Origin of the sequence: Alkalimonas delamerensis, from assembly GCF_030717955.1 — a bacterium.
In the GTDB taxonomy this organism is placed as follows: Bacteria; Pseudomonadota; Gammaproteobacteria; order Enterobacterales; family Alteromonadaceae; genus Alkalimonas; species Alkalimonas delamerensis.
The window spans coordinates 154010-170550 of sequence record NZ_JAUZVY010000007.1 but is presented as its reverse complement, the minus strand read 5'-3'; the positions used below and the strand labels follow the sequence as shown (position 1 = coordinate 170550).

Below are 16541 nucleotides of genomic sequence, written 5' to 3'. Positions count from 1 at the left end.
CTGCCTCCGGAGGCCGAAAAAACCCTGTGTCACCATGAACTTAGGTGAACACCCACCCGCAAAAATGAACAAATAAACCATTGTAATTCAGCAAGATAAAAATTCACCATTGTTCTTCAGTGTTCATTCAGTTTCAGGGAAGCATACTCAACTTGCTACACTGGTGCTACACAGGGAAATGGAATGGCGATTAAAGGCAAGATCAACGTCACAACGATTAAGAGCTTTAGGCCTGAAGACAAACGGTTAAATGATACCGAAATTGCAGGTTTTCATGCTCGTATCACTCCGGCAGGCAAGATCCATTATTACCTCTTTTACCGGCTCGATGGCAAGCAAGTTAACTACAAGCTTGGCACTGAAGGTCAAATCACCCCAGCCATAGCCAGAGACCTTGCTAAAGAAAAAGCCGGTGAAGTTGCCAAAGGCATCAATGTGCAGCAGAAGAAAAAAGCCGTTCGCGAAGCTCAGAAAAAAGCGGCGGTTTCTACTCTGGAAAAGTTTATTGAACTGCAATACCAGCCTTGGCTGTATGCCCGCAATCCGAAAACCGCTCATTCCTTTATTCGTGATCTCAAAGTCAACTTCGGGCATTTAATGAATCATCAGCTCAGTGCTATTACGGCATGGGAAATCGAGAAGTGGCGCAATGATAAAAAGAACTCTGGCATTAAGCCTGCCACCATCAACCGGCGTTTAACCAGCCTGAAAGGCTGTATGAGTAGAGCGGTTGAATGGGGCGTGATTGAAAGCCACGATCTCAACAAAGTGAAAGCCTATCAGGAAGACAATTCAAAAGTTCGTTACCTGAATGCTGATGAAGAAAGCCGTTTACGGGCGGCCATGCGTCAGCGCGATCAAGACATCAAGCAACAACGGGACAGCGGCAACCGGTTCAGGCAAGAACGAGGCTATGAGCTATTACCCGATTTAAACCAACGACACTTTGCCGATCACCTTGAACCCATTGTGTTGCTGGCTATGAATACCGGCATGAGGCGCGGAGAGCTGCTTAGCCTGAAGTGGTCGAGCATTGATCTGGAGCGCAAGAACCTGACCGTTCTGTCTGAAAATGCCAAATCAGGCAAGAGCAGGCATATTCCCCTGAATACCGAAGCACACAATACCCTAAGCCACTGGATGCAAGATACCGGCAGTACCGGTTATGTGTTTAAAAATCCGGATGGCAGCCCGTTAAAAGAAATCCGTAAAAGTTGGGCGACCGTGATCGAAAGTGCTGGTATTGATAATTTCCGCTTTCACGACCTGCGCCACCACTTTGCCAGCAAGCTAGTGATGGCAAGAGTCGATCTGAATACAGTACGCGAATTGCTTGGCCATGCTGATCTGGCCATGACGTTGCGTTATGCTCACTTGGCACCAGAACACAAAGCCGCAGCAGTCAACCTAATCGGTTAATTTATAGGGACATAATGATGATTAATAAAGAGTACTACCGGCTGGATGATTTAAAACACCGCTTTGATCTTACGGAATCTGACATACGATACCTGCTGGAAGAAGGACAGATTCCCCTTATATTCAAAGTTAAACCGCTGCTTTTCATCGTCGGATATTTTCGCAAGTGGGATTTCGTTGGCCGATGCTCAGTAAGCTATGAAGGCTTAACACGTATACCGGATACCCATATACAGCCCATTCTGTCAGGAAAAGAAGTCAGGCCTGAACGATTTATCTTATTGCAAAGGAAAAGGTTGCGTTTAAAAAGCACTGATTATGACATTGAGGAAAAATGGCCTAACGATTACTTGCAAGGCTGGCAACCAAAGTCGCTTAATGAAATGGACGATGAAGTCTTTCATGCAAAACTTTACCCTAGAGTACAAACTAACCCTCTCTGGCAACTTAAAAAAGCTACAGCAACAGCGCTAAATTTTATTGATAAATCAAGATCAGGTGAAGCATCAGCACATACAGATGAAATATGGGGGGATGTCCCTGAGAGCGTATTAGCGCCTGATTGGCTTGCTTTCAAACTTGCTGATCTTTGCGTACAACATGAAACTTTGCTTCAACTTGGCATTGTAAGCAGCTCTTCGCTATCAAGCGAAATACATCAAAATCAGACGGAACCGAAGCGCACTAAGCTAGAGCTAATTTCACCAGTGTTTAAATACAAAAATCAATTTGAAGAGCTTTTAGCCCGAGTTATAACAGCACATCCAGAACTCAGCGCAAAAAATGTCTGTCGTATTTTGGATTATGAAAGCCTGCAAGAAGAAGACTCCCGTAAATTTGATACAGAAAACATCTTGCTCGATGCAGTAGAAAACAATATTTGCTGGCGGGACAAATTCCGAAATAATGCGGAACGAACATATACCCACAATACCATCGGAAATATGATTTGTACTTTAAGAAAAAAGATCCATCAGCACACAGCTTGAGCATGTGCTAATGGATCTTTTTGTCTGTTAGATTTTTGCAAACGCCTGAGCAAAATGCCGCGGATGCTTGTGGAACCTGACCCCACCGGCACACTTAAGGCTCCTTTGCTTACCTGCAAAAGGCTTGATGATGTAACCCCAATTTCCTTTTTGGGAAAAGTAAATGACGTAGTCAATTTTGGTGTCAGAGTTTTTCCATAGGTTTTTTACCAGCACAGATTCATCAGTTGTTTCAAGGGACTTTATCTGAACTCGGTAAAAAACATCTCCATCAGAAATGACTAAATCCGTTTTACGTCCATGATCTAACGCGGGTTGAAATACTTCCCAACCATCAGCCATGAAAAGGCCGGCAGCATATTGCTCAAAGGAATGGCTTTGGTAGTGACGTTGGTGTTCTGATGCTAAAGCAGATGATTTAAGTGGCATAATTAATCCAAAAATTAATTCCGATGCTTAAAGTTGGCTAAGCAACGGAAGCGACTGCCTTTACGACAAATCACTATTAATTTAAGAATCACTATACCGCTAGTGCGTGTATCGAGTAGTAACAGATGCCAGTCCCGAATTTCCGAGGTCACCTCGATACTCTTCGCTAATACTACTTTCAGCCCCATCGCGAGGCGCGATTCAAACTCACAACCGACAATAATTCAAAATCCGATCCTCGTCAATGAATCAATTAATTTCACTGGAACCTTAACTTTTTCATTAAGAGCCTAATTAGCTGTTTCCCATACTGGATTATCTCCTTGTTCATCAAAGCACAGGAGATACCACATGCACACACTGAACAAGAAAGCTTTATCCGAAATAGAAACCGCTGAGTACATCGGCATGAGCCGCTCTTTTCTGCGCCAGTCGCGTATGGAGGGCAACCGCAAAGGCCGCACCGCTGCCCCGCCTTTTGTCAAAATAGGCCGCTCTGTTCGCTACCTGAAAGACGACCTTGATCGCTGGCTCGATGGCCTGCACCGGCTGGAGCACTTGAGCGAAAGCAAGGAGGCTCACTAATGGCAAAATTAACGCCTTCAGCCATCAGGCTGGTTAAATGGCTTGCTAAAGGTTATGCAGTCGCCCAGTGCACTTCGCCAGGCCGCTCAATTGGTAGGTTTGATTTTCCAGTGGGTGAACCTGACTTTCCCATAAAAACAGCCTTTAACACCCTCTATCAATACACCCGCATGAACGAGCATGAGTTTGTTATGTTTGGTATGCGCTGGTGCATTTTTACACTCACCAAAGAGCAAGCTGCCGAGCTGCTGGAGGCTAACCATGATCCCGAATGACTATCGGCAACATGCTATCTCACAGCACATTCAATCAATAAATGCTGAGTTCGCGCCACTATTTCAGCATCTTGATAGAGCGGATCGGATTTTTGTCGAGCAGCAAGTTCAGGATTTACCCTTGATGATTCAGCGGTTGTTGCTGCAACAGTACCAGAAGGAAAAAAATCAGTTCGATGCCAATAGCTACCTGAGAAAAACAGTGCAGCAAATACGGCAACTGTTACCTGAACCGTTAAAGGTTCACTTCGATGCCAACGAAGATGAACTTAGGGGCTTGGCTCGTATATATGCTCATAGCTGCCGTAGCCAGTTAAACCAAATCCGTCAGCCTTTGCTGGATAATTTTCTAAAAGGCTCGCTAGTGGTGCGGAGTTCAGCCAATCTGATTTCAGAAACCAGTTTAAAAATCGCTTTAGAAAATTCAGACTGGCTGTTTAACTTTTTCAGAATTGATTCTGAAATCATTTCAAAAACGGTTTTTGAACAATGCTTCGCAAACAGGGACAGAAATTCAGAATTTCTGGACGTTAACCTTAGTTCCGTTAACGCACTGCTTCGGAATACTCCGGAACAAGGCGAACCATTACGGACAGAAAATTCCGTTAACGGAGTCTTCCGCCTTGTTGCGGAAATAGCCGCTTATGAAAAAGCCCAAAGTTTCGTTAACGGAAAAGGGCTAACCGCACCGAAACCAGACAAAACAAAGACAATGCTAGGCTGCATCGAACGGATGATTTGCGAACGGTGGTGGCTGCGAAAATTACGGGTGCTACAAAACCGTACTTTAGAAACGGTGATGATTCACTTGGGGCGGGTACATCGCTTCGCCGGTATTTATTGCAGCGATCTGACGGCTAAAAACCGTAAATATCAAAAGCAGCGTCAATTTGAAATGATGGAGCGGATCAGTATCGTTAACGAGCTGGATGAAAAATACAGCTTGCGCGAGTTGTACGAGCTGAATGTCTCTAACCCCGTTAACCGAAGAAATGAGTTAATGACCCGCATGCGGGGTTTTGAAGATGCCGCTAAACAGCTCGGCCATATCTGCGACTTTGTCACCCTGACCTGCCCTTCCAAATACCATAGCACTTACGCAGTGAGTGGTGATAGAAATCCAAAGTGGCAACAACTGACCCCGCAGCAAGCCCAGCAATACCTTTGTGGAGTTTGGGCAAAGATACGTGCCGAAATGGACAGGCAAGGCATTCGCGTCTATGGCCTGCGCGTAGCAGAGCCACAGCACGATGGAACACCCCACTGGCACCTTGCTTTGTTTTTAGAACCTGAGCAGTTGGAAGCGTTCCGGAAAGTATTCCAGCATTACGCTTTGCAAGAAGATGGCGATGAGAAAGGCGCACAGGAAAACCGCGTGAAGTTTGTCGCTATTGACCCCAGCAAAGGCTCTGCCACTGGCTACATTGCCAAATACATCGCTAAGAATATTGATGGCGCTAATCTGGATGAAGATATTCATGGCGGCGATCCAATACTGACAGCCCAACGGGTAGAAGCTTGGGCAAGCTGTTGGGGCATTCGCCAGTTTCAGCAAATAGGTGGTGTATCGGTGACTGTATGGCGTGAGCTGCGCCGGTTAAAGGCAGACAAAGACCATGATATGACATTAAAGGCTGTGCATCATGCCGCTGATAGCGGTAACTGGAAACGCTTTGTACTGTTAATGGGTGGCGTATTCTGCAAGCGTAAAGACCAGCTGATCAGGCCGCATTACCAGCAGGAAATAAATCAGGACACCGGCGAGGTAGCAATCAGCCGTTATGACGGCTTCATAGCCAGCAAGCTAAAAGGCATTTGCTACCTTGGCAAAGCCATAATCACCCGCTTGCACCAGTGGCGGCTTGAAATCGATCTAAGCGCTGTTTGCTCTAACTTGGAGTTCTGTAAATAAGTGTACTAGGACATTAAGATACAAACGGTGAGGTGTAAGTCGCTTTAGTCAAGCTAAAATTGGTTGGCTGAGCCAGAAAACAACGTTTACTAAGTTCGTTCAGCGAGACTCTTCCGCTGAATGTGAAGAAAACTATTATCGACAATTAGCTGAAGATGCGGCAGCATTACTCAAGCAAATCCACCACCGAATTTACTGGTGCGATTCACTCCGATTATGTCAGTATTAATCATAGTTTTGGAATAGAATTCAGCTAGAAAGGAAACTTCACCACTCGATTTAAGTCAGCTTGGTTAGATGAAATTCTACTGTGAACCCAGCACATATAGAGGCATAGAAAATTGATTATTAAGAATTTAAAGGTAGAGGAAGGCTTCTTTAGCAACCTAGACTTGTCTTTTACTTCAGGCCTAAATGTACTGATTGGTGGAAGAGGCGTTGGAAAAACCTCAATAATTGAACTGCTAAGGTTTGGACTCGCTTCAGGTAATTTATCATCTAACTTTAATGATTCAAGTGGGCATGCAATATCCATTTTGCAATCCTCTGGACGTGTGTCAATTGAGCTTGAACACGAAGGAAGAACAATCGACGTTTCTCGTTCAGCAATGGATAAACAACCCATTTACTCTGAGCCTTTTTCGCCTCCAATTGTATTTTCCCAAAAGGAAATAGAAACCATTGGCTTAAATGCAGAAGGAAGGCTCAATCTTATAGATAGTTTCATTCCTGATATTAATGAAGGTATGAAAAAAATAAATGAATTAAACAGAGCATTAGCAAGTAGCATTGCGCAACTTGTACAGCTACGCAAAGAGCTTAATGAGTTAAGAGATAAAACATTACCATTAAATGATTTGAGACAAAGAGAGCAATCTTTACAGGCACAACAAGCCAACTTCCAAAAACAGAATCAAGCCGTTTCAAACAGTCAGAAACAGCTAGACGAGACTCAAAACCATTTAGCGAAATTGATGGTCGATATCGAAAATTTAGACTACATCAAGAATTACTTAAAAAATAAAATAAGTAGCCTTTCTTCAATGTTAAATGAGCAGACATTACCGCAACTTTATACAGAAGAAGCTTCAAAGCTCAACGACATATTAAGGAATTCCAGTGGACGAGATAAAGATACGATTAATCAAGCAATACAGAATAATACCATTACGCTTAGTGAAGTCGAAAAAATTTATCAAAAACTAACAAATCAAAGATTACAGCTTGACTCAGCAGCAAGGCAAAGACGTACTGAAGTAGAAAGTTTTACGGAAGGTGCTGGAGCTGTTCTAAGCGAGTTGGGTAGGATTAAACAAGAAATAGCTCAGCTAGAAAACCTAAATAAGCTAATCAATGATAAAGACTTGCAAGTAGCGACAATTTATCAACAGTGCCAGGATTATCTAGAACAAGTATACGGGCTAAAAAAATCAATCTTTGAGATGCGTAAAGCTGTAATGCTAAGACTCAACTCTAACCTTTCTCCAACAATCAAAACTCTCATATCACCACAAGCAAACTTAACTTATTACGGTGAAGCCCTTGAAAATACTTTAAGAGGTTCTGGACTAAAATACAAAGAGTTAATCTCAGTAATTATAGAGAAAGTATCTCCAGCTTGGTTGCTCTATTATTCCCACACTCTCAAATACGGAGACTTCTCAGAAGCAATAGGTGTACCAATAGATAGAGCTACGCGCTTACTTGCCTATCTTAATGAAAAAGATATTGCATCTGTTCTTACAGCTAAAATAGAAGATAATGTTGAGTTTACACTTTTAGATAATGGTGTTTATAAAAGCATTTCAGAGTTATCAATTGGTCAGCGATGTACTGTTGCACTATCAGTTATTCTTGAGAATCCTAATAGGGTCCTGATCATAGATCAGCCAGAAGACCATTTAGATAATGAGTTCATAGCTCAAACGTTAATAAAATCAATTCAACAAAGAGCTGAAATATCTCAAACGATATTATCTAGCCATAATGCCAATATTCCGGTATTAGGTAATGCTAGTAATGTTGTAAATCTAGATTCAAATGGAAGAAGAGGTTTCATCAAGTGTCTAGGTTCGACTGAAGACAAGCGCATTAAAGATGTTATTGAAGCGATTATGGAAGGCGGAAAAGATGCATTTAAGAAACGTTCAGAGTTTTATAGTGATTAATTATGGATCTTGAAAAGCTGTTAATTGAGCTGCAAAGCTTCAGCCCTGAAAAACAAATAGAGAGCTTAAAAGCACTCAAAAAAACCGCGACCCGAAAACAAAGAAAGTTGATACAACAGGCTGCTGAAGGAGCTGGGCAACCTTGGTTAAAAAACGCCTTACTTGATATTGCCAACTCCAATAAACTCAAAGTAACAGACGAGGTTCAAACATCAACCTCCGACAACTTATTCGATATAGAAGCGGTAAGAAGTGAAGCCGTTTCAGTTAGTATTGGTCAGATACTTCATGAACTCGAACCAATAATAGGCTCCATAAACGTTTTCGCTGAAAAAGAAATAACTAACTTCTCCCAATCAAGAACTAAATATGAGTTAGAAAAATTAAATGAGGTGCTTGAAACTTTCGAGGATTGGCGAAAAGTAGAGCAATCACCAATATTCAAAAAAGTGAAAGTATTTGACGAAATTTCAAAGGAAGTAGATAGAATTTCCCCAAAGTCAAAGGTTGATATCAACATAGACGTCCCTAAAAACCTAGTTTATGTTTTGTCTCCGGCATTACTTCGCATAATAATTTCTAATGCTTTAAGAAACGCTGTTGAATCAAGTAACCAAGCTACCATTAGAGAAAAACACCCAATAATTGTAAGAGGCAGCTCAACTGATAGCTCAATTTGGTTTTGTATTATAGATGATGGACTAGGCCTTCAAAATAATGCTGAAGTCTTGCTCAAAAGCAGACATACCACTAAGCCGGGAAACCGAGGGCTAGGCTTAGCTATTATTGATAAAGCTGTCAGTTCAATGGGTGGGCAATGGAAACTAAGCAACTCCAAGCCACACGGGGCTGAATTGTATTTCGAAATACCTAAAAGGGATTTAGTATGAATATTTTGCAAATTGAAGATGAAGTAGAATGGTTTGAGGAAACGGTTAAACCTCTACTGCTTGAGATTGGTGCTCAGAATATTTATCACGCAGATACATATGAAGGTGCAATCAAATACCTAAGTGAGAAAGAAATTGACTATGTCGTTTTAGATCTTGCTATTCCACTGAACCACGACAACCCCGTACCCGATGTTTCTAATGGAATAAACCTTGCCTCTCAGATAAGAGTGAAATACGCCGGAACACCTATAATGATCCTTACTGGACAACAAACTGAAGAAGCAGTCGAACAGTTTGTTGAAGACCAAGATATAACGACATTTTGGGATGGTAAACGTAAAAGTCTTGTAAAAGTTAGACCGAAAAGAAAAGTAAATGAGGCCATAGATCTGCTTGCAGAAGCGGTACGAGAGCTGGGTGCAATTGATGCAATAGAGATCGAAGAGGTTGGCTGTGCTCTAAACTTATTAGAGAAAAGAGTAATTCGTATTTTCTGTAAGGAGAATTCCGCTATTGCAGCAAGAGTAAAAACATTAAATGATGGCCTCTCTTCTGCAAAAGTGCTCCAAGTTAGCTTGATCAACCCCCAAGGTGAGGAGTTTCCATGGACATCACTAGTAAAAATAGATAAAAAACAAAATATTGATAAAGAAAGTAGTAATTTTACCAGTTATGTCAACAAGCTCCCTGTCGCAAGTTATCCGAATGTTTTGAGTGAGTATGTTGCTGGTTGTGCTGACACAAAGGGAATTTGCTATAGGTTTGCCACTCATTACGACTTAAACTATTTTAGCTATTTAACATCAAACGAAGATGATACGCTAGCTATTTTAAAAAAGCTTCGTGAAATTCTTAACATATGGAGCAAAAACAAAGATGTGAAGCAAACTTCCATAGGTGACATAAGGAGACTATTATGCCCTGATCATAAATTTGTGAATTTATCTAAAATTAGGCAGCGTTTTGATTTAGATGGGTTCGAAAACAAAATCATAAGTGCAAATTTTAGTATCCAGCACTCTGATCTACATGGCCTCAATATTTTAGTCTCTGAAGATTTAAACCCTATTCTGATTGATTATGGTGATATTAAAGTGGCACCTTCAGTCCTAGATATAGTTACCCTTGAACTGAGTCAATATTTTCATCCGCACCTAAGAGAACGCAAGACCCCTGAAATAGAGTTATTCGAAAACTGGTATAATTACGATAAATTTTTAGAGCTAAATAAGTTACCTCGTGTCGCCCAATTTCTAAGAGAGTGGAAGACTAATAATAGTTTCATGGAGCGGGATTACATAGCTACGGTTTACTCATATGCTTTGAGACAATTAACGTACGAGGGAACAAATGTGGAAATCGCAACTAAACTAATTGAGATGTCGATCACTACTTACAAGTAGAGGTTTTAAAAACGCACAAAGACCTGACCATTTTTGTAATTACCGCTTTAACATTCTAAGCCTAAAATACCAGCGTTCGCCGACATCAACTATAAATCTGCTACATAGATGCTACACCAATAAATTTCAGACATAAAAAAAGGTCTAGCAGTTAAGCTAAGACCTTGATTTATATGGCGCACCCGTCAGGATTCGAACCTGAGACCTCTGCCTCCGGAGGGCAGCGCTCTATCCAGCTGAGCTACGGGTGCATCATGGGCTGCATGAATGCAGGCGCAGATTGTAGGGAATAACGCTGGCTTTGTCCAGCGCTGTTCTCTGGCTTTACGGCGGGGTGCTTATTTTTCCGCCGATTGCTGGGTTCCTTGCTCTGCGGCTTGCTCCGATGCCTGCTCTGGCCGGGCTTTACGCACCGGCTTCGGCGGGTTCTGCGTGCCCTTGACCCATGGCAACTGACGATGCAAGGCCGCTTTGGCCAGCATGTTGGCGCTGACCGGTGCCGTGGTAAAGATAAAGGCGGTGATCAGAGCTTCCTGCATGCTGATGGCATCGTGGTACACAGTGAATACCAAAAAAGAGCCGAGCAGTGTCGAGCCAACCCCCAGCGTACCGGCTTTGGTGGGCCCGTGCAGCCGGCTGTAGAAATCCGGCAAGCGCACCAGGCCTAAGGCACCGATAAAGGCAATGACGGCGCCAAACACCAGACAGAGGCTGATAAAGAGTTCAACAATCCACATAGCGCCCCCTATTCAATCAGATCGCCGCGCAGCAAGTAGCGGGTCAGTGCCACGGTGCTGATAAAGCCCATCAGTGCAATCAGCAAGGCGGCTTCAAACAAGATGGTGCTGCCAATCAAAATGCCGGTCAGCACAATGACGGCAATGAAGTTAATGGCCAGTGTATCCAGTGCCAGAATACGGTCGACCACGTCCGGCCCTTTGATCAAGCGGTACAGACACAGCAAAATGGCGGCCGAAAACAGCAGCAAGGCGATGTAGACAGCATAGGTCAGCATTGGAAGATCTCCTTCAGCGGTTTTTCGTAGCGCTCGGCGATTTCGGCAATCAGCGCCGCTTCATCTTTCAGATTCAGCACATGCAGCAGCAGGGTTTTCTTATCCCGGCTGATATGGGCCGATACCGTGCCGGGGGTTAGGGTGATGGTGCTGGCCAGGATGGTGATGGCGAAGTCATCCCGCAGGCTGAGTGGGTAGGACACAAAGCCCGGCTGCAGGCGCTCAACGGGTCGGATAATCTGCCAGGCCACCAACAGGTTTGAGCGGAAAATATCCGCCGCGAAGCGCCCGGCATAGCGCAGCATCAACAGCGGGTGATGCATGCTGGACTGCTCGACCCAGAATTGCTGGGTGCTAAATGGGATCAGCCAGGCCAGTCCCAGACCCAGCAAAATTTGCGAGGTCGCCAGGCTTTCCACCATCAGCAGCCAGAGCACCAGCAAAAAAGCGGTAAAGCGTGGGTGGGGTAAAAACTTGCGTGGATGATGGGTTGAGTTTTTCATAAGCTTCCTCCCAGAGGGATGGCGCTCAGGTAGCGCTCCGTGGTCAGGATTTGGGTGGCGGTACTGGTGGCGAAGGTCATCAATGGCTGCGCCAGCACACTGAACAGCACACTCAGCCCAAGCAGACAGATCACCAGCGAGGTCGCGCTGGCCGGCGCTTTGGCTTGCAACGGCTCCAGCTTGTTTTGCCGCCACAACAAGGCGCTGCCGGCACGGCTAAGCGCGACAATAATCACCAGACTGGCCAGCAGCAAAATGGGCCAGAACACCGCATAACCCCAGAAGCTGGTAACGGAGCTGAGCAGCCAGACTTTGCTGATAAAGCCCGACAACGGCGGTAAGCCGGCAAAGGCCACGGCCGCGGTAAAAAACAAGGCGCCCAGCAGCACCGGATGCCGCAGTCTGGGGCCGGTGACGAAGTAATCACGCGGGCCTGGCCGGTAGCGCTGAATCACGTCGGCCAGTAAGAAGAAGGCTGCTGTCAGCAGAGTGCTGTGAACCAGATACAACAGCGCTGCGGCCAGCGCCGGAATGCTGGCTTCGGCAATGGCCGCCATCAGGGTGCCCACCGAGACAATCACCATCCAGGCGGTTAACCCCCGCAGGCTGCGGGCACCCAGGGCACCAATGGCTCCAATCACCATGGTCGCCAGCGCCAGTGGCCAGAGCCATTGCCACAGACTGAGGTGAATGCCGTCATCGCCACCGAACACCAGATAAAACACCCGGATCATGGCGTAAATGCCAATTTTGGTCATGACGGCAAACAAGGCCGCCACTGGCGCGGCCGCGGCTGCATAGGCCCGGGGCAACCAGAACAACAAAGGCAATAGAGCGCCTTTGATGCCAAAAACCACCAACAGCAAGGCACCGGCAGCATGGATCAGCGGCCGGTCGGCTTCTGGCAACTGCTGCACTTTCAGCGCCATATCCGCCATATTCAGGGTACCGGTCACGCCGTACAAGACGCCCAGCGCGATCAGGAAAAAAGCCGAGCCCACCAGGTTCATGATGACGTAACGCAAACCTGCCCGGCTTCGCTCACGGCCGCCACCATGCAGCAGCAAGGCGTAGGACGCGATCAGCAGAATTTCAAAGAACACGAACAGGTTGAACAAATCCCCGGTCAGCACAGCGCCATTTAAACCCAGCAACTGAAACTGGATCAGAGCATGAAAATGCGCCCCTTTGCGATCATCGCCAACACAGGCATACAAGGTACTGAACAAGGCCAGGCCAGCCAACAGCAACAGCATCAGGGCACTGAGCTGATCCAGCACCAGTACAATGCCAAACGGCGGCTGCCAATTGCCAAGCTGGTAGAAAAAGTACTCGCCACTCAGCGCCTGCTGCATCAATAACAACGCCACCAACAACTGCCCCAGAATGCTGAGCAGGCTGACGGCGCGTTGCGGCCGCATGTCCAGACTGTGCAGAAAAATCAGCACGGCACCGGCAAACAAAGGGATCAAGATGGGTAAAATCATCAGGTGCATGATCAGATGGGCTCCTCTTCTTTATCAACCCCATCGACATGGTCATTGCGCAGCTCCAGTGCCGAGCGCAACGCCAGCGCCACCACAAAAGCGGTCATCGCGAAGCTAATGACAATGGCTGTCAGCACCAGGGCTTGCGGCAAGGGATCGGCGTGCTGTTCCGCCGCGCCAATCACCGCCGGCGCATTGCTGTGCAAACGCCCCATACTGAACAAAAACAAATTGACCGCATGCGACAGCATGGTCAGGCCAAGCACCACAGAAAAGGTGCGGGGCCGAAGCACCAGGTAGACGCCGCAGGTGGTTAATACGCCCAGCATCAGGGCCACCAGAATTTCCATCAGCCGATCTCCTTACCCGGACCATGAATGGTCATCAGTCGGCCCATATTGGCCAGAATAAGCATGGTCGAACCCACCACAGTGGCGTAGACCCCAAGGTCAAACAACAGCGCGGTTGCCAGCTCAAATTTTCCAATCAGCGGCAACTCGAAGTAACTGAACCAGGTGGTCAGGAAGGGGTGATCAAACCACAGGCTGCCAAGACCGGTCAGACCGGCAATCAGCAAACCCGCCCCGATCAAAGGCCGGAACTGCGTCAGCATCCGCACCTGAGCCCAGCGTATGCCGCACGCCACATATTGCAGGCTTAAAGCCGCAGCAGTGATAAGGCCGGCGATAAAGCCGCCGCCCGGCAGGTTGTGCCCCCGCAAGAAAATGTAGGCCGACACCAGCAAAGCCATCGGCAGCAAAGGCCTGGCCAGGGTGCGCAGAATCAGCGGGTAAGGCTGGGCATAGCCATGCCAGGCATCAATGTGCTCGGCACTGGGGGTATGGCCCTTTAACCGCAGGTTGCGGGTCAGCGCAAAAACTGCCAGCGCGGCGATGGCCAGCACGGCAATTTCGCCCAGCGTATCAAAGCCACGAAAATCGACCAGAATCACATTGACCACATTGGTGCCGCCACCGCCTGGCACACTGTTGGCTAAAAAGTAGTCGGAAATGGTCTGCTGCGGCCGGGTCATCACGGCAAAGCTCAGCACCCCCACCCCAATGCCGGCGATGGTGGCCACCACCGCATCGCGTTTCGCCCGGTAGCGCACTTTTTCTTTTGGTGAGCTTTGCGGCAAAAACGACAGCGCCAGCATCATAATGAAAATGGCCATCACTTCCACCGAGAACTGGGTCAGTGCCAGATCGGGTGCCGAGAAGCGGGCAAAGCCAACCGTAATCAACAAGCCGGTGGCACCGGTAAACAGCAAGGCAATCAGCCGCTGCCGGTGCAGCACCGCCACCGCGACCGCCATCACCATCAGCAGCACCAGGGCACCGGCCGACATCGGGTCGACCGGCATCAATGCCAGCTCGCCGCGCCATTGCTGCAGCTGCAGCAGCGGCCAGCTGGTAAAAAGCAGCGCCGTCAGCACCAGGTAGATCACGTAGCGCTGCAAAGAGCCATTTTCTACCAGATGCACCCCCTGCTGCGAGCGCTCAATCAACCAGCTCATCCAGCTTTCAAAGATGTCTTTGGCATCCACCGTCGGCAAGGAATCGTGCCAGGCAAAGAGTGCCTTACGGGTACTGTACAGGGCCAGGCCGCCGGCAAAGGTCAGGATGGAAATGCCGGTCAGCCAGGGGTACTGCTGCAGCACCGCCAAATCGTAACGGCTGAAGTCGCTGGCCAGGGCCACATTGCCCTGCGCAGCTTGCACCACCGGCTCCACCAGCTGATGGAGCACCACTTCCGGCCAAAAGCCAATCCACAAACACAGCGCTGCAAAACAGGCCAGCGGTAGATAGACCCAGCCGCTGATGGCAGGCAAAGGCCAGTTCGGGATATCCTGGGGTTTGCCATTGAAAAAGGTATTGTGAAACAGCCGGATGGCATAACCCACCGAGAAAGCCGCCCCCAGAATGGCCAGCGCCGGAATCAACCAGGACAACCAGCCGGCCCCTCCGCTTTGAAAGCTTTCGACGATAAAGAGTTTTTTGCTGAAATAACCATTTAAATAGGGCAAGCCGGCCATGGCAGCGGTCGGAATAAAGCTAAGCACCGCCAATAGTGGGTAATGCCGGGCCATGCCGTTGATTTGTCGCAGATCGCGGGTTCCGGCAGCTTTGTCGATGCTGCCCGCCATCATAAAGAGCGGCGCTTTAAAGAGTGCGTGGTTGATCAGGTGAAACACCGCCACCGTCAGGGCGGCTTCGGTGCCATAGCCCAGCAGCAAGGTGATCAGGCCCAGATGACTGATGGTGGAGTAAGCCAGCAAGCCTTTCATATCGTGCATAAAGATGGCGACAAATGACCCCACCAGCAAGGTGATAAAGCCAATCGCCACCACCCAGTAGAACCAGCTCTCAGTGCCACTGAACACCGGGTAGAGACGCATCATCAAAAAGATGCCGGCTTTGACCATGGTCGCTGAGTGCAAATAAGCCGATACCGGTGTCGGCGCCGACATGGCATGGGGCAACCACAAGTGAAACGGAAATTGCGCCGACTTGGTAAAGACACCCAGCAAAAACAGGCCCAGGATCCAGGGAAAGCTGCTGTGCTGCTGCAACAGCTCAGCCTGGGCCAGAATCTCACTGATTTGCAGACTGCCTGCCACCGACCCCATCAGCAAAATAGCAGCCAGCAAAGCCAGGCCGCCGCCGCCGGTAATAAACAACGACAAACGGGCGCCGCGGCGTGAAATTCGCTTCTGACCGTAAAAGCCGATCAGCAAGAAGGAGATCAGGCTGGTCATCTCCCAGAACACCAGCATAAACAGCAGGTTTTCCGACATCACAATGCCGAGCATCGCCATCATAAAGCCCAGAATCATCGCAAAAAAGCGGGGAGCATCCGGCTTGCCGGCAAAATAGTGATGGGCGTAAAAAATCACCGCCAGGCCAATGCCGCTGATCAGCGCCACAAAAAGCGCCGCCAGCGCATCCAGTCGCAGCGACAGCGACAAACCCAGTGTGGGTATCCAGTCAACATGCCACAGCAAGACTCCACCCTGCAGCACCGCAGGCAACAGCGGCAGCAGCAACCATAGAATCAGTGCTGGTGCCAGCAAGGTTACGCTTACCGCAGCGCGCGGAAAACGGCGCAGCAGCACAGGAGCCGGCAACAAAACCAGTGGCAGCAGTAGTATTAGCAATAGCGTCATGTCACAAGGATCTCAGGCTGGAGGTTGGCCAAAAAAACGCAAAAAGGATGCGACACCCGCAGCACCCGAGATGCAGCTTTTGCATGCGTCGGCGGCAGAAAAAATAAAGGTCACGGGCTTTTTGGTTTGGCGGCGCTATTGTCCTGCATTCTGGTCTCAGATTCAATTCTACCTTAGTTGAATTTTGGCCATCTACACATCTTTTTTTGCATACTCCCAAAGAATCGTCCCGACTTGGGAAAATAATGCCAGCTCTAAACCCAACAGCTGGTTTGCGAAATGCGCCCAAGCCGTTAT

The 16541-nt window shown here is 47.6% G+C and carries 15 protein-coding genes and 1 tRNA gene; 8 read left to right on the top strand and 8 right to left on the bottom strand.

All coding sequences use genetic code 11. The annotated features are described in order from the left end of the window. The first annotated feature begins 183 nt into the window (after positions 1-183). Positions 184-1419, top strand: a complete 1236-nt coding sequence (locus Q3O59_RS15260) for a site-specific integrase (RefSeq protein ID WP_305946399.1) — start codon at positions 184-186, stop codon at positions 1417-1419. Positions 1420-1433: 14 nt separating this feature from the next. Then, positions 1434-2408, top strand: a complete 975-nt coding sequence (locus Q3O59_RS15255; protein ID WP_305946398.1) for a hypothetical protein — start codon at positions 1434-1436, stop codon at positions 2406-2408. 27 nt (positions 2409-2435) lie between these two features. On the opposite strand, the gene Q3O59_RS15250 is transcribed toward Q3O59_RS15255, so the two are convergent. Further along, on the bottom strand, positions 2436-2837 hold the full coding sequence (locus Q3O59_RS15250) for a group I intron-associated PD-(D/E)XK endonuclease (protein ID WP_305946397.1): 402 nt from the start codon (positions 2835-2837) through the stop codon (positions 2436-2438). A gap of 351 nt (positions 2838-3188) precedes the next feature. On the opposite strand from Q3O59_RS15250, the gene Q3O59_RS15245 reads away from it, so the two are divergent. From Q3O59_RS15245 to Q3O59_RS15220, 6 genes are all read left to right on the top strand, one after another. Next, positions 3189-3422: a helix-turn-helix transcriptional regulator gene (locus Q3O59_RS15245; RefSeq protein WP_305946396.1), complete on the top strand. Its 234-nt coding sequence runs from the start codon at positions 3189-3191 to the stop codon at positions 3420-3422. After that, positions 3422-3697 carry a hypothetical protein gene (locus Q3O59_RS15240; RefSeq protein ID WP_305946395.1) on the top strand — a complete coding sequence of 92 codons (276 nt, stop codon included), beginning with the start codon at positions 3422-3424 and terminating at the stop codon, positions 3695-3697. The genes Q3O59_RS15245 and Q3O59_RS15240 overlap by 1 nt, the downstream gene beginning before the upstream one ends. Beyond that, positions 3684-5609, top strand: coding sequence for a replication endonuclease (locus Q3O59_RS15235; protein ID WP_305946394.1), 1926 nt, complete (start codon positions 3684-3686; stop codon positions 5607-5609). Before Q3O59_RS15240 ends, Q3O59_RS15235 begins: the two co-directional genes overlap by 14 nt. 341 nt (positions 5610-5950) lie before the next feature. Continuing rightward, entirely contained in the window at positions 5951-7777 is a 1827-nt protein-coding gene (locus Q3O59_RS15230; RefSeq protein ID WP_305946393.1) for an AAA family ATPase, read from the top strand. Positions 7778-7779: 2 nt separating this feature from the next. Next, positions 7780-8667 (top strand): sensor histidine kinase, encoded by an 888-nt coding sequence (locus tag Q3O59_RS15225; protein ID WP_305946392.1) that lies wholly within the window; start codon positions 7780-7782, stop codon positions 8665-8667. Further along, positions 8664-10073, top strand: coding sequence for a response regulator (locus tag Q3O59_RS15220; protein WP_305946391.1), 1410 nt, complete (start codon positions 8664-8666; stop codon positions 10071-10073). Before Q3O59_RS15225 ends, Q3O59_RS15220 begins: the two co-directional genes overlap by 4 nt. Positions 10074-10247: 174 nt before the next feature. Here Q3O59_RS15220 and Q3O59_RS15215 read toward each other — a convergent pair. From Q3O59_RS15215 to mbhE, 7 genes are all read right to left on the bottom strand, one after another. Further along, a tRNA-Arg gene (locus Q3O59_RS15215) sits at positions 10248-10324 on the bottom strand. Positions 10325-10411: 87 nt separating this feature from the next. Next, on the bottom strand, positions 10412-10810 hold the full coding sequence (locus tag Q3O59_RS15210; RefSeq protein WP_228591038.1) for a Na+/H+ antiporter subunit G: 399 nt from the start codon (positions 10808-10810) through the stop codon (positions 10412-10414). Positions 10811-10818: 8 nt separating this feature from the next. Beyond that, positions 10819-11088, bottom strand: a complete 270-nt coding sequence (locus Q3O59_RS15205; protein WP_228591040.1) for a K+/H+ antiporter subunit F — start codon at positions 11086-11088, stop codon at positions 10819-10821. After that, a complete protein-coding gene (locus Q3O59_RS15200; protein ID WP_305946390.1) occupies positions 11082-11591 on the bottom strand; it encodes a Na+/H+ antiporter subunit E in 510 nt (169 codons plus the stop codon). The genes Q3O59_RS15205 and Q3O59_RS15200 overlap by 7 nt, the downstream gene beginning before the upstream one ends. After that, entirely contained in the window at positions 11588-13090 is a 1503-nt protein-coding gene (locus tag Q3O59_RS15195) for a monovalent cation/H+ antiporter subunit D (protein WP_305946466.1), read from the bottom strand. Before Q3O59_RS15195 ends, Q3O59_RS15200 begins: the two co-directional genes overlap by 4 nt. Continuing rightward, a complete protein-coding gene (locus Q3O59_RS15190; protein WP_228591044.1) occupies positions 13090-13428 on the bottom strand; it encodes a Na+/H+ antiporter subunit C in 339 nt (112 codons plus the stop codon). The genes Q3O59_RS15195 and Q3O59_RS15190 overlap by 1 nt, the downstream gene beginning before the upstream one ends. Next, a complete protein-coding gene (mbhE, locus tag Q3O59_RS15185) occupies positions 13428-16244 on the bottom strand; it encodes a hydrogen gas-evolving membrane-bound hydrogenase subunit E (protein ID WP_305946389.1) in 2817 nt (938 codons plus the stop codon). Before mbhE ends, Q3O59_RS15190 begins: the two co-directional genes overlap by 1 nt. Positions 16245-16541: the final 297 nt, after the last annotated feature.